Genomic DNA, 13345 nt, shown 5'->3' on the forward strand with positions numbered 1-13345 from the left:
CAATGGCCTACACCAACATTTCTAACAAACTGTTGAGGTAACGCCGGCCCTGGTCGGTAACCTGCCAGCTTTGTGATGTTTCAGCCAGTAACCCCATATCCACAGCCCGTGCCAGCTTGTCTGCCAGGCTGAATTGTGACAATGCCAGGCCGGTAAACCGGTCATAGTCCTGTTTGGGACAGGGCTCAACCAGGCGCAGGCGATTCATAAAAAACTCGAACGGCCGGTCTTCTTCATCCACCAGATTCTGCTTATCCAGATAGGGGCGCGTGATATCCATATAGCCTTTAGGATGTTTGATTTTTACCCTGCGCTGAATGCTACCTGTCCTGGTGTCGGTAATTTTGCCATGGGCACCACAACCAATCCCCAGGTAGTCACCAAAACGCCAGTAGTTCAGATTATGCTGGCATTGGTGGCCGGCCAGGCTGTAGCCGGAAATTTCATACTGTTGGTAGCCCGCTGCTTCAAGTAGCGCGTGACCTTGCTGCTGAATGTCCCAGAGAATGTCATCTTCCGGCAGCTGTGGGGGTTTTGAGGCAAACTGGGTGTTGGGTTCAATAGTCAGTTGATACCAGGACAGATGTGGGGGTTTTTGGGCAATGGCGGTTTGCAGGTCTGACAAGGCATCATCTAGGCCCTGGTCCGGCAAGCCGTGCATTAAATCCAGATTAAAACTGCGCAGCCCGGCCTGATGGGCAAAACCTGCGGCATTGCGGGCCTGTGCACTGTCATGAATACGCCCCAGCGCTTGCAGTTTGTCGGCCTGAAAGCTCTGCACGCCGATGGAAATACGGTTCACACCGGCCTGGCGAAAGCCGATAAACTTTTCACTTTCCACTGTGCCGGGGTTGGCTTCCAGGGTGATTTCAGCGTCCGGCGCAAGGTTCACTCTGGCACGCACACCATCCAGAATACGATGGATGCCATCAGGGCTGAACAGGCTGGGGGTGCCGCCGCCAAAAAAGATGCTGACGACCTGCCTGTCATCCACCAATAGAGCATCTGTGGCCAAGTCATCCAGCAGATGGCTGATATATTCGGCTTCCGGCAGTTTTTGTTTTTGTCCGTGACTGTTGAAATCACAGTATGGACATTTCTGCACACACCAGGGAATGTGGATATACAGCGAAAGGGGCGGCGCTTCGAGGCTAAAATCAGACAAGGGCAGCTTCCAGTTGTGGCAGCAACTGCTTCAGTGCCTGAGCACGGTGACTGAGCTGGTTTTTTACCTCAGGGGCTAATTCAGCACTGGTACAAGCCTGCTGTGGCACCCAGAATACCGGGTCGTAGCCAAACCCACCGCGACCAACTGGCGCCTGGGTAATACTGCCGTGCCACTGCCCCTGGCAGATAATGGGGGTTGGATCGTCGGCGTGGCGCAGCCAAACCAAAACGCAAATAAAACGGGCTGAGCGTTTCGCCATTGGCACGTCTTGCATGGCGCTAAGCAGCTTGGTCACATTGGCCTGGTCGTTGGCTCCTGTACCGGCATAACGGGCAGAATAAATCCCCGGAGCACCGTCCAGCGCGTCCACGGCCAGACCAGAATCGTCGGCAATAGCAGGCAACCCTGTGATACGCGCGGCGTGGCGGGCTTTAAGAATGGCATTCTCTACAAAACTCAGGCCGGTTTCTTCGGCATCGGCGACACCAAACTCACTTTGCACACGAATATCCACATTCAGTGGTGCCAGCATGTTGGCCAGTTCTTTTACCTTGCCCGGATTGCCCGTGGCCATAACCCATTGTTGTTGCATAGACTCAGATCAAAAGGCTGGAAATGGGTTAGTTTACCAGACTACAATCATCGGCTGGAAACATATCCTCTGTATGCAAGGGAATTCTTATGCACAAGCTTCTGCTGACTTTAGTCTTTTTTACTCTCTCTGCTGTTGCCCAGGACACCGCCAGGTTACTCAGTGAGGTAGTGGAAGCCATGCCTTTGCAGCGTATAAGCCCGGAATATCCAGAAAAGGAAGCCCGTATGCGCCGCGAAGGCTGGGCGGTGGTCAGTTTTGTGATTGAGCCCGACGGCACGGTCAGCAATGCCATAGTGGAGGACTCCTCTGGCTATGCCAGTTTTGAGCGTAGCGCCCTCAATGCGGTACAAAAGTGGACGTACCGGCCAGCCACCGAAAACGGTCAGCCGGTGCAGCAATGTGAAGCAAAAGTGCGCATGAATTTTCGTCTGCAGGGAAACGAGCAGGGCGTTACGCGCAAATTTAAGCGCCGGGTTAATGAGGGATTTACGCTAATCAATGCCGGTAAGCTTGAGGAAGCCAGGCAAGTGCTGGATGACATTGAGGATACGCCCCAATGGAACCTGTATGAAGATGCCTGGTTCAATGTACTAAAAGCCGAATACTATGCTGCTAAGGGTAAGCCCAAACTGCAACTCACCGCACTGACCCGAGCCTTGAATGGCGACCTGCTGCCTGACACCTTACAGTTGACATCGGTTCAGCAAAAGTTGAGCCTGGAACTGCAATTGGGCAAAGCCTCAGATGCCCAGCAGAGTTTTACCCTTCTGCAGTCACTTACCGGCAGCGAAGCGGCAGTGCAAAAGTTTACGCCCTATATGCAAAAGCTTAAGGCCATGATCGCTGGTGACGAGTTGTTGGCCATAGAGGGTAACATTCACAGCGACAAGCCCTGGCATCATTTGCTGTCACGCACCAAGTTCTCACTAGCTAATATACAGGGCCAGTTGGATAAACTGGATGTGCGTTGTCAATTGCGCCGCACTACATTCAGCATTGAATCTGACACGGTATGGCATGTGCCATCGCGCTGGGGGCAATGCCATCTTTATGTTTATGGCGAACAAGATGCCAGCTTTACCCTGGTTGAATTACCGGATGAAATCCCGGCTGAAATGCAGGAATATCTGTCTGATGACTAATACTGCATCGGAGCTGTCTTGATACCGCTGGTTTTTCACCCAATTTATAGTCAACTGGCGTTACCCTACAGGCATCGTTTTCCCATTGAAAAATATCAGGCAATCCGCGATGCCCTGCAACAGCAGGGTGTGCCGGATAGCTGGTTTTTTCTGCCTGAAGCTCTCGACCCTCGACAGCTCACCCACGTTTTTGATGCAGACTATTTGCAGCAGCTTTGCAGTGGCAGCCTGGATGTAAAGGCCATGCGTCGTATCGGCTTCCCCTGGTCACAGCAGCTTATTCGCCGCACCCTGACGGCGGCGGGCGGCACCGTGCTGACAGCGCAATTGGCCCTGCAGTATGGCAAGGCGATTAATCTTACCGGTGGTTACCATCATGCTTTTGCCGATTTTGGTTCGGGTTTTTGTATGCTCAATGATTTATATCTGGCGGCACTGGCGATGCTTAGCGCCCCTGGCATTGACAGGGTGCTGGTGTTTGATTGTGATGTGCATCAGGGGGACGGTACCGCTAAGCTGGCCCAGGGCGATAACCGTATCGTTACGGTGTCATTGCATGGCGAGAAAAACTTCCCGCACCGTAAGCAGCTATCAGATATGGACTTTCCTTTGCCAAAAGGTACGGAGGATAAGGCCTATCTGGACACCCTGGACACCGCGCTGACCCTGGCAATTAATCTGTACCGGCCCGATGCGGTGATTTACGATGCCGGGGTGGATGTGCATATTGATGATGACCTGGGACATCTGCACCTTAGTACGCAAGGGGTCTACCAGCGAGACAAACTGGTGTTTGATACCTGCGCTGATAAAAGCCTGCCCATCGCCGCGGTCATTGGTGGTGGTTATCAGCGTGATATTGCGGCCCTCACGCAGGTGCATTTACAGCTATTCAGCGCGGCGGGGATAGGCAGCCTGTCAAGCAGGCTGCCATAACGGCATTTTAGTCGCAGAACCTATTGCCTTCGGTGTCCATTTCACAGGGGATCCATACCGCTTCCTCACGACATGAACCTTCCACCTGACGCCGTTCTGTGGTGATGTCATAGTCATGACTTTGACTGGTCAAGGGTAATTGCCCTTCAAAGGTGACAAATTCCCAGCTGCCTTCGTTGTCATTCCAGATTTTACTGCGCCTGGCAACATAATGGCTGGCCGGACAGCTTGTATGGCCGTCTAAGCGACTTTGCGCCGTGGCCTGCATAGCTTGTCTGGGGCGACTGTTGGAATAGATTTGCCCTGCGTAAGCACAATGCGTAACAGGGTGCTGAATTTCAACGGTTTCATAGTCGCATACCGTGCGAAAATCCCAGTATCCGGAAGCACTGGCTCCAAGGCTGAATAATCCGGCACTCAGGGCGCAAAGATAACGATATTTCATTTTGATCATCCTTTTCTAATGTATTGAATATCTGGCATCTCCATATAGACAGCCCCTCACTTTCTGAAGATGCCCAATGGCAGGCGAGGGAATACTATTACTGTCCGCTTGTTACTCTGCGGTAACTGAGGCTGAGGCTCTATCATCAACTGCGCGTATTCTGCCTGCAGAAGTGCAACGATTAGATGGCTGTTGTATGGAAGTGCAAGGGAATTGGCGCTAGTTGCTGGCTGAGTAATCTCGCTTTGGCACAGACTGCGCATTTTATATCTTGGGGCCCGCACCTTGCTTGCCAGCCCTTTGCCTAGGCGCCAGCGCCTGCCATAGTGGCCATTCCCGCAACAGAAGGAATGTTCCGCAATGAACAAGTTTGTCTCTTATGGCCTGCGTGCCACGTTGTTAAGTTCGGCCTTGTTTTCACCCTTACTGACGCTACCTGTGGCTGCAGCGCCGCTAAGCCAGGCCAAAGCCGTATTTGTCGGTCATAGTCTGATCAACTATGACATGCCACATATGCTCAGGCAGATGGCGCACAGTCAGGGCCTTAGCCTGGAAAACGCCGTGCAGGTGAATAACGGCACACCACTGAAAATCAATTGGGAAACCTGCCATCAGGCCGATTTTGAAGGGCCCTGGCCACCGCAATACTTTGCCTGCGATGAAATTGAGAACGCCGCAAGCCAGCCTTTCGATGTGTTGATTGCCACCGACGCGAATAACTCCATCAACAGTAACCACGTCTGGAATCAAACCCAGGTGTATCTGGAGCAGTTTACCGAGCTGCTGTTAAGTCATAATGTGCAGGCCAGAAGCTTTTTGTTTACCAGTTGGGAAGAGCTGCACTACCACAACGGTGATTGGCTGGATGCCATTGATGCGGAACTGGCCGAGTACGAGCAGATTGCCGCCGAAGCAGAGGCCCTGTCGGCCCAGCGCGGGCGACATGCCGAGATTCAGGTGATCCCGGTGAATCTGGCCCTTAAACGACTGATTATGGATATAGAGCAGGGCTTGGTGCCGGGACTGACCAGCCGCACCGACCTGTTTGTTGATCAGGTCCATATGAATGGCATAGGGAATTACTATGTGGCCTCGGTAGTGTACTCGGCAGTGTTTGGCCAGTCACCCGAGGGAGCCAGTGCCCGCATGGATGGGCATTGGGGCGATGTTTTGGTGGATTTACCGGCTGCACAGGCACAGGTTCTGCAATCACTGGCCTGGCAGGTGGTGTCTGATTATCTGCAACTGGGCAGCGACCAACCAGCTATCACCAACATGCACGCCAGCGCCAATGCGCAAACCTGGGGAATCGACCTGACCTGGGCACCGCCTGCCGTACCCTTGCAATATTATAAGCTGGTGCTTAACGGTGAAGTGATCACTGCCTTACCTGGTGATGCCCAAAGCTATGAACTGGCATGGCTTGAGCAGCGAACCGAACATCAGATTCGTCTGCAAGCCTACGACTTTTCCCACCAGTTGGTGGCCCAGGCCCAAATCAGCAGTTATGCCGGTGATTATCAGGCACCTACACAACCGCAGGGGCTTAGCGTCAGCCGTTCGGGGGAATATGGCCTGAGTTTGAGCTGGCAGCCCGCCAGCGATGATAACGCCGTGGCGCTATATAAGATTTATCGCAATGGCCAGGCTTACACCCATGTGGCTGCACCTGAGTTTGTTGATTACTGGCCACCGGCCGGGGTGAACCAGTACCAGATCCAGGCTGTGGATCAGCATGACAATCAGTCTGCGCTGAGCGAAACGGTCAGCGCCCCCGAGGTGGTATACCCCTAAAGAAAAACAGCGGCTTTAAGGGCCGCTGTTTTTTTATTTCTTGGTGGTTTTCTTTTTGCCTGCTTTTTTATTAGCGGCCTTTTTCTTCTTGGCCGGCAGGTTGGGGGCCTTATGTTTGGGTTTTAAGCCTTCAATCACCCGGCGTTTGAGTACTTCACCGGTATAACGTTCCACCTTGGGCACCATGGCAATATCATGCGCTTCCACCAGAGAAATGGCGGTGCCTTTTTTGCCGGCGCGACCAGTACGACCAATGCGGTGCAAATACACATCGGCGGTACGTGGCATATCGTAGTTAATGACATGGCTGACATCCGGCACATCAATGCCACGGGCGGCCACATCGGTGGCGATCAGCAGTTTAACTTCGCCAGCCTTAAAGCGGGCAATGGCCAGATTACGTTTGTCCTGTGGCATTTCGCCCTGCAGGTAACAGTTGGCAATGCCTTCTGAATCCAGCTTGCCGCGCAGTTCCATTAAACGGTCGCGGGTTTTAACAAACACAATGGCGGTTTGTACCTGATTCTTCAGAATATGGCTGAGCAGGGCGTATTTATGGGCGGCGTCGTCACACAGGTGGATCCATTGCAGGATCTTGCCCTGTTCGCTGCGGGTAGCGCTGGCCTGTACTTCCACCGGGTCATTCAGAATATCGCGGGCAAAGCGGGCTACACCGCCGCCTTCCAGGGTGGCAGAAAACAGGTAAGTTTGCTTGCGCCAGCGTGCCTCGGCGGCAATCTGGTTAACAATGCCGCCAAAGCCCATATCCAGCATACGGTCGGCCTCATCAAGAATAAAAATCTCGATTTCCCGGCAGTCAAAGCTTTCTTTTTCAATATGCTCAAACAAACGGCCAGGGGTGGCGACCAGAATATCCAGATTCTGTTCCAGTAAATCTTTGTCGGTGCCATAGTTGATGCCACCGGTGATCACACCGCAATTAAAGCGGGTAAACTGGCTGAGGGCTTTGGCCTGTTCATAGACCTGCAGGGCCAGCTCGCGGGTGGGGGTTAGGATCAGTACCCGGCAGGCACCGGGATCGCGGCGCGGATTGTCCAGTAAAAACTGCAGAGCGGGCAGTAAGAAGGCCGCCGTTTTACCTGTGCCGGTGGGGGCCGAGGCCAGAATGTCCTTCATGTCCATGGCAGCCGGAATGACTTGTTGCTGGATGCCGGTGGGTTTTTTAAAACCCATTTCTTTACAGGCACTTACCAGCGCATCATCTAAATCCAACTCATCAAACATTATCCGCCCCTTATGGCCACCATCAAACAGGCCGGGATTATAAGTGAGTTTTCGCTTGGCTGCCTAAATAATTGACTATGGAAACTTCGGCCACGCCTTGTCTTTTAAGCCTGGCTCTTGTCTGACCTACCAATGAAAAAATAAAGCCCAATCAACCACGAAGCGCACGAAGTACACGAAGGGCTAAAGTCATCCTATTTCGGAGCCGTTGTTTACTTCGTGTTCTCTGTGTTCTTCGTGGTGAGAAGTAATCTAAAAACAACCACGAAGCGCTCGAAGGGATGAAGTCATCCTATTCTGGCATCATCGTTCTGAGGTTGTGCTTTGCGGTGAGAAACAAAAGCGGGCTGATTACTTAGCCAAACAACATAGCCAGGGCGCAGAGGATCAGCATCAGGCATACCCACTGCTTAAACTGGCGCTCGTCCACCTTATGGTGCAGCTTATTGCCAATATAAATGGCCAGATACAATACCGGCACATATGCCAGTATGGTCAGCGCCACCGGCTGGATCTTGCCCTGCATCAGCATCACCACGCTGTACAGGCTGTTCAGACAGAACCACACATACAGCAGCAAGGTGCGAAACTGGCCCTTGTCGAGCTGGCGACTGCTGATGGCATATACCAGCAGCGGCCCGCCGGAACCATACAGCCCCTGGCAAACCCCGGCTAATAAGGTCCAGCTTTGCTGCCACCAGGCGGGGCGCGGGGTAACCGGTAACTGGTGATAAAGCTTGTACCATTCTCGGGCAGCAAACCACAGCACCAACAGGGCAAAGCCGCGTTTCAGCCATACCCCGGGTAATTGTGCCAGCAGCACAATACCCAGCCCCAGACCCAGGATCATAATTGGCAGCACACCTTTTAGCAGTAAGGTGGCGTCCAGTTCACGGCGCAGCTTCCAGGCCATGGCACCGGTGGCAAAAATATTTAGCGGCACCAGTACCGGCAACAGCTCGGGAATAGCAAACATTAAGCTGCCAATCGACACCGCAATCACCATGCTGCCAAAACCGATCATGGCCTGTACGGTAAAGCCCAGCCAGATAGCCAGCCCCAGCCACAGATAATCCGGGTTCATGACAAGGCCTGTTTCAGGTTGTCTTTATAGCGGCGCGACAGGTTTAGCTTATGCCCGGACTTCAATTGAATTTCGCCATCGCCGCTGCTTTGGTAACTGATATTGTCAATGGCCTGGTGATTGACCGCATAGCTGCGGTGAATGCGGCTGAAGCCTTTGCTTTGCAAACGTTCGCTCAGCTCATTTAAGGTACTGCGCAACGGATAGATGCGCCCCTGGCTATACAAATTCACGTAATTGCCCGCCGACTCCAGATAGTCAATATCTGCCACCCTGACCAGAAATTCCCTGTCCAGTTTGCGCACCAGAAAATGCTCGGGGACCTGAGTGGGGCTGTCTTCCCGCTCGTCCACCGGCCGCGCTTCGCCTTTGAGGCGGCTGTAAACAAAGTGATAGAGTTGATAGATCAGAAACCAGAACAGATAGCCCCAGGCGTCCTTGCGGTATTCATAGAAAAATTCCCGCAGCCAGGGGCCAAAATCATAGTTGCCACCGGCCAAATGGTAGATTAGCTCGCGAAGCCCCACCATCAGCCCCACATGCAAAATGGCAAATATCAGGGTGGCAACCAGATGCAGCAGCAACTGGCGACCGGGCGCGCTGAGTCGCACCGGCATACGGGCAAACCAGGCAAATAACAGCGGTGCCAGCAGCAAAAAGGCCAGGGCGCTGGTGTATTCCCAGGCGAAGGGCTCCCACAGGGCAAAATCCGGGCTGCCGTCGCGGTTGGTTTCCATCCAGTCTGAGGTGGCATTAATGCTGTTATTGATAAACAAATAGGCCGTTAACGCTAGGGCCACATAACGCCTAGGATGGCGGTCAAACCGTGCAAACCAGCTCACTGAAAGTACTCCCTAATTTCATCCCAGTATTCCACCGCTTGTCCCCAGGCCCATTCAATTCAACCTTTGTCGGTATTGAGTAAGGACGGGGCAGGGCCATGATAAGTGCCTGACTTTACCTTAAGGACGGCATATGACTCAAACAACAAAACCACGTCGCTATGATATTGACTGGTTGCGCACCCTGGCCTTTGGCCTGCTGATTGTTTATCACCTTGGTATGTATTACGTGGCCGATTGGGGCTGGCATATTAAAAGCCCGTTTCAGGCAGAATTTGTCTGGTTACAGGACCTGATGATCCTGACTAATCCCTGGCGCATGTCATTACTGTTTTTTATCAGCGCCATTGCCCTGGCGCTGGTAGCAGATCGCTACCCGCCGGGGCAACTGCTCAGGCTGCGTAGTGCCAGATTGCTGATCCCGCTGTTATTTGGCATGTTTGTGGTTGTGGCTCCGCAGCCCTATTTCGAGGCGCTGGATCAGAACCTGATCCAGCCGGGTTTCTGGGCCTTCTGGCTGGATTATACTAACCCCTGGACTAGCTTGCTGGTGGAACACCACAGTGCCATTGGCTTGCTGACCTGGAACCACCTGTGGTTTTTGCCTTACCTATGGTTGTACAGCCTGCTGGTGATTGGCCTGCTGCCGCTGCTAAACCACATGGGGCAAAGTGGCTGGTTACGTCGCCTGAATGGCCGCTGGGCCTTGCTGGCAGTAATAAGCATACAGTTGTGCGCCTGGTATTTTCTGAAAAAGGCGTATCCCAGCAGCCATGATGTCGTGACCGACTGGTATAACCATGCCAAGTATCTGCTGGTGTTTATCGGCGGCTACCTGTTTGCCCGTCAGGGCAGCTGGTGGCAGCAGGTGATTGCCTGGCGCTATATATTTCTGGGTATGGCGGTAGCTGGTTATGGGTTTCTGGTGCTGGACAGACATGACGCATTTTCGGCCCTGGCCGCGTTGTTTGACACCAACCTGGCGGTGAAACTGCTGTACGGAGCTATCGGCGCAACCGAATACTGGGCCTGGATCCTGGCGGTGGTGGGGCTGGCCGGACATTATCTGAACCGCCCCAGCAGACTGCTGCGCTACACCGACAAAGCGATTTTACCCTGGTATATGCTGCATCAAACCCTGATTATTGTGGCGGCCGCCAATCTGAAGTCCTGGCAACTTTCCCCTGGTATCGAGGCGCTGCTGATATTAACGCTAACCTGTTTAGGCTGTTATATTGGCTATGAAATCATCCGCCGCGTGGCCCTGCTGCGCTGGCTATGTGGGTTAACATCCCGCCCTGCCATTGCGAAAACGGCACTTGCCCCACAAGCGCCTTTAGCTTAAAAGAGGGCTGGCAAGTCACATATTCTGGCAGTATGACAGATTCAGATAGCATGCAATTTAAACAGCTGGCCCTGCAACGTCAGGGCCTGACGGGTAGCCACAGCTGGCAGGGCGAACAGGGTACCCTGCAGGCCATTGAGCAACTGGGCTATGTACAGATCGACTCCATTAATGTGGTGGAGCGCGCGCACCATCACTGCCTGTGGAGCCGGGTACAGGATTACCAGCCAGCTATGCTGGACGCATTGCTGAGGAAGCGGCAAATCTTTGAATATTGGTCCCACGCGGCGGCGTTTTTACCGATGCAGGACTTTCGTTTTGGCCTGTGGCGCATGCGCCGCATCGCTGAAGGCGAGAAACACTGGTTTGAAAAAAACGCGCAACTGGCCAATGAAGTGCTGGCGCGAATTCGCGCTGAAGGGCCGCTCAGTGCCGCCGATTTCGAACATAGCGGCAACTCAAGCGGCTGGTGGAACTGGAAGCCGGCTAAAAAAGCCCTCGAGCAGTTGTTTATGGAAGGCGAGCTGATGGTCAGCGAGCGGCGCAACTTCCAGAAGGTTTATGATTTGACCGAACGGGTGCTACCGGCCAACGTCGATACCCGCTTGCCCAGCGATGAAGAGTTTGCCCGCTATCTGATTAACCGTTATCTGCACGCCCATGGTATTGGTACTGCCAAACAAATGGGGTATTTGCGCAAAGGCGCGGTGCAGAAAACCCTGCAGCAATGCCTGAAGCAGATGCTCGAAGCCGGTGAATTGCACAGTGTTAAGCTACATGGCAACACCTACTATATGCACCGTGCCGAGCGGGATAAGGCGCTGGCCGCGCCCGCTGCACAGTTGCATTTGCTGTCGCCGTTTGACAATAGCGTGATCCAGCGCGAGCGGCTGAAAACGCTGTTTGGTTTTGACTACCAGATTGAATGCTATGTACCCAAACACAAACGCCAGCACGGCTACTTTTGTCTGCCGATATTATGGAACCAGCAATTTGTCGGGCGTATGGATGTAAAAGCCGAACGCAAAGTGGCGGTATTGCAGGTGCTGCAGTTGAATCTGGAAGCGGACTTTGTGATGGAAGAGGCCTTTATTCAGGCCCTGCGTAACAAGCTCAAAGACTATGCCCAGTTTAACGGCTGTAAAAAATATCAGGTGAAGGCGATCAACCGCCGCGGCCTATTGCGACCGTTAAATAAAGCTTAAGATACGAGATGAAGTTCACCGCAGAGCCGCCGAGATCTCAGAGAAAAGCAGGAGAACTTCCGGTTTAAGCTTTTGAAAACTCTGGGTTCTCTTCGTCCCAGCGGCAAATAAATTAAGGCTTCTCGCGGAGACGCAGAGGACGCTGAGCAAAGCCCTCAGAGACATAACACCTTGATTCACTCTGTGTTCTCTGTGCCTCTGTGGTTTTTATGACTTTGTTCAGATCAATTTCACCACAGAGACACGGAGGGCACTGAGAAGTGCAAGAGAAGTTTTAGATTAACGTATTGAAAACGCTGTGTTGTTTATCCTCTAATCACACTGAGCAAAGTCGGTTTGTTCTGACGCCAGACCTTTAGCGGCCTTTATAGCCTGCTCAACCAATTCAGGACGTGCTTCAAACATAGCCCCTGTGCCGGGCCAATAAAAATCAGTATCCACAGCCAGGTTCCTGGCTGTGCATAATGTCAGTAACACTGGCTTGTCAGGGATAATGGCCTCTTCCTCTTTTTCAACTACCATGGCGAAGCGCAGCGTATTCGGTGAACTACCTCTGACCGGACTAATTACAGTGGCACTAAAGATATGCCAAACCATATCTGGATCATCATCGACAGGACGGATACTGACATCGGTAATGTTAACCACGGCGCTAAAGGGAGTTTGTTGCACACTTTTGAGTAAAAATTGTTGCTGCTCCGTTAACGCTGTTGTGGAGGGAAGCTGACCAGCCATGCTACAGGACGTTTGACTTAATAATAAGGTTGTATAGAGGATTGGGGTTATTTTCATACTAAGCTTCACTTCCTGCTGCTACCGCGATTTCCGTATATATGGGCAAACTGATGTGGCTTGCATCGAACTCTTTGGGAACGACAAAGGTATCCCATACATCGGCCTTATAGCGAGCGATGTTAACACTATTGCTTTGATTACCGCCCAACATAAAGAGTGCCTTGTCATCTGCACTTTTACCTACCACAAAGGCAACATGTCCTCCGCCTTTTCTGCTTTTAATGCCAATGGCACCGTACACAGGTTTTGCTATCTCATTGCCAAAATTTGTCCACGATTTGGCTCTATAGGCTTCGCTGACCGGTGTATAGCCATTCTCCTTCATCACCCAGGCAACGAAAGAACCACACCATGCGTTAGCGCCCCCGGAATCGTCCTTGCCCCAGAATTTGGAAGCATTAAAGTAATCAAGAATTCTCGGGTTTGCCTTTTTCCCTGGAACTTCCTTCTGACCTATTTCAGCTAAGGCTGTTTTCATCCATGGCACAGTATTAGCCATCACTGGTATTGCTGCCTGTTTTTCGGTCATTGCTCTGTCCTTGTCGCCATTCCAATGTATAACTTAGTTAAGCAAAAGGGGAATAGATAGCCAGATTTGACTGTTAAATCGTCTGCATCTTAGTGCATTTCGTGGTTGACGAATCGAAGGGACCACTAACCACACGAAAATTATCACCACAGAGATGTATGGACTCCCTCCCCCAAGAGGGATACACGTAATAAGCACGCACGCTTTTACACTATCAGGA

13 protein-coding genes are annotated in these 13345 nt (G+C 52.4%); 5 read left to right on the forward strand and 8 right to left on the reverse strand.

The features are described 5' to 3' along the window. Positions 1-7 precede the first annotated feature (7 nt). Together hemW and rdgB are read right to left on the reverse strand one after the other, a co-directional pair. The gene (gene hemW, locus CSR04_RS18980) at positions 8-1165 is read right to left on the reverse strand and encodes a radical SAM family heme chaperone HemW (RefSeq protein WP_102797897.1); all 1158 of its coding nucleotides are present in this window, start codon (positions 1163-1165) and stop codon (positions 8-10) included. Continuing rightward, a complete protein-coding gene (rdgB, locus tag CSR04_RS18985) occupies positions 1158-1760 on the reverse strand; it encodes an RdgB/HAM1 family non-canonical purine NTP pyrophosphatase (RefSeq protein ID WP_102797898.1) in 603 nt (200 codons plus the stop codon). Before rdgB ends, hemW begins: the two co-directional genes overlap by 8 nt. 89 nt (positions 1761-1849) lie before the next feature. Between rdgB and CSR04_RS18990 the strand changes: the two genes are divergently transcribed. Further along, positions 1850-2905 (forward strand): energy transducer TonB, encoded by a 1056-nt coding sequence (locus CSR04_RS18990; RefSeq protein WP_102797899.1) that lies wholly within the window; start codon positions 1850-1852, stop codon positions 2903-2905. Positions 2906-2923: 18 nt separating this feature from the next. Next, positions 2924-3841 carry a histone deacetylase family protein gene (locus tag CSR04_RS18995; RefSeq protein WP_102797900.1) on the forward strand — a complete coding sequence of 306 codons (918 nt, stop codon included), beginning with the start codon at positions 2924-2926 and terminating at the stop codon, positions 3839-3841. A gap of 7 nt (positions 3842-3848) precedes the next feature. Here CSR04_RS18995 and CSR04_RS19000 read toward each other — a convergent pair whose 3' ends face one another. After that, positions 3849-4286 carry a hypothetical protein gene (locus tag CSR04_RS19000; RefSeq protein WP_146027206.1) on the reverse strand — a complete coding sequence of 146 codons (438 nt, stop codon included), beginning with the start codon at positions 4284-4286 and terminating at the stop codon, positions 3849-3851. Between the two features lie 360 nt (positions 4287-4646). Between CSR04_RS19000 and CSR04_RS19005 the strand changes: the two genes are divergently transcribed. After that, positions 4647-6080, forward strand: coding sequence for a fibronectin type III domain-containing protein (locus CSR04_RS19005; protein ID WP_102797902.1), 1434 nt, complete (start codon positions 4647-4649; stop codon positions 6078-6080). Between the two features lie 33 nt (positions 6081-6113). On the opposite strand, the gene srmB is transcribed toward CSR04_RS19005, so the two are convergent. From srmB to CSR04_RS19020, 3 genes are all read right to left on the reverse strand, one after another. Then, a complete protein-coding gene (gene srmB, locus CSR04_RS19010) occupies positions 6114-7325 on the reverse strand; it encodes an ATP-dependent RNA helicase SrmB (protein WP_102797903.1) in 1212 nt (403 codons plus the stop codon). Positions 7326-7680: 355 nt separating this feature from the next. Next, positions 7681-8409, reverse strand: a complete 729-nt coding sequence (locus CSR04_RS19015; RefSeq protein ID WP_102797904.1) for a sulfite exporter TauE/SafE family protein — start codon at positions 8407-8409, stop codon at positions 7681-7683. Continuing rightward, a complete protein-coding gene (locus tag CSR04_RS19020) occupies positions 8406-9251 on the reverse strand; it encodes a LytR/AlgR family response regulator transcription factor (RefSeq protein WP_102797905.1) in 846 nt (281 codons plus the stop codon). The genes CSR04_RS19015 and CSR04_RS19020 overlap by 4 nt, the downstream gene beginning before the upstream one ends. A 133-nt stretch (positions 9252-9384) precedes the next feature. On the opposite strand from CSR04_RS19020, the gene CSR04_RS19025 reads away from it, so the two are divergent. Then, positions 9385-10596 (forward strand): acyltransferase family protein, encoded by a 1212-nt coding sequence (locus CSR04_RS19025; RefSeq protein WP_102797906.1) that lies wholly within the window; start codon positions 9385-9387, stop codon positions 10594-10596. Between the two features lie 50 nt (positions 10597-10646). Next, positions 10647-11801, forward strand: a complete 1155-nt coding sequence (locus CSR04_RS19030) for a winged helix-turn-helix domain-containing protein (protein WP_245921748.1) — start codon at positions 10647-10649, stop codon at positions 11799-11801. Positions 11802-12113: 312 nt separating this feature from the next. Here the strand turns inward: CSR04_RS19030 and CSR04_RS19035 are convergent, their stop codons facing one another. Further along, positions 12114-12593, reverse strand: a complete 480-nt coding sequence (locus CSR04_RS19035; RefSeq protein ID WP_102797908.1) for a hypothetical protein — start codon at positions 12591-12593, stop codon at positions 12114-12116. A gap of 1 nt (position 12594) precedes the next feature. Continuing rightward, a complete protein-coding gene (locus CSR04_RS19040; RefSeq protein WP_102797909.1) occupies positions 12595-13125 on the reverse strand; it encodes a TIGR02594 family protein in 531 nt (176 codons plus the stop codon). Positions 13126-13345 lie beyond the last annotated feature (220 nt).

Origin of the sequence: Bowmanella denitrificans, from assembly GCF_002887595.1 — a bacterium.
In the GTDB taxonomy this organism is placed as follows: Bacteria; Pseudomonadota; Gammaproteobacteria; order Enterobacterales; family Alteromonadaceae; genus Bowmanella; species Bowmanella denitrificans.

Bases quoted from the DNA above. Each gene is read 5' to 3' on its own strand.
- CSR04_RS19035 (WP_102797908.1), bottom strand. From the start codon at position 12,593: ATGAAAATAACCCCAATCCTCTATACAACCTTATTATTAAGTCAAACG.
- CSR04_RS19015 (WP_102797904.1), bottom strand. From the start codon at position 8,409: ATGAACCCGGATTATCTGTGGCTGGGGCTGGCTATCTGGCTGGGCTTT.
- CSR04_RS19030 (WP_245921748.1), top strand. From the start codon at position 10,647: ATGCAATTTAAACAGCTGGCCCTGCAACGTCAGGGCCTGACGGGTAGC.
- CSR04_RS19025 (WP_102797906.1), top strand. From the start codon at position 9,385: ATGACTCAAACAACAAAACCACGTCGCTATGATATTGACTGGTTGCGC.
- CSR04_RS18990 (WP_102797899.1), top strand. From the start codon at position 1,850: ATGCACAAGCTTCTGCTGACTTTAGTCTTTTTTACTCTCTCTGCTGTT.
- srmB (WP_102797903.1), bottom strand. From the start codon at position 7,325: ATGTTTGATGAGTTGGATTTAGATGATGCGCTGGTAAGTGCCTGTAAA.
- rdgB (WP_102797898.1), bottom strand. From the start codon at position 1,760: ATGCAACAACAATGGGTTATGGCCACGGGCAATCCGGGCAAGGTAAAA.
- CSR04_RS19040 (WP_102797909.1), bottom strand. From the start codon at position 13,125: ATGACCGAAAAACAGGCAGCAATACCAGTGATGGCTAATACTGTGCCA.
- CSR04_RS19000 (WP_146027206.1), bottom strand. From the start codon at position 4,286: ATGAAATATCGTTATCTTTGCGCCCTGAGTGCCGGATTATTCAGCCTT.
- CSR04_RS19005 (WP_102797902.1), top strand. From the start codon at position 4,647: ATGAACAAGTTTGTCTCTTATGGCCTGCGTGCCACGTTGTTAAGTTCG.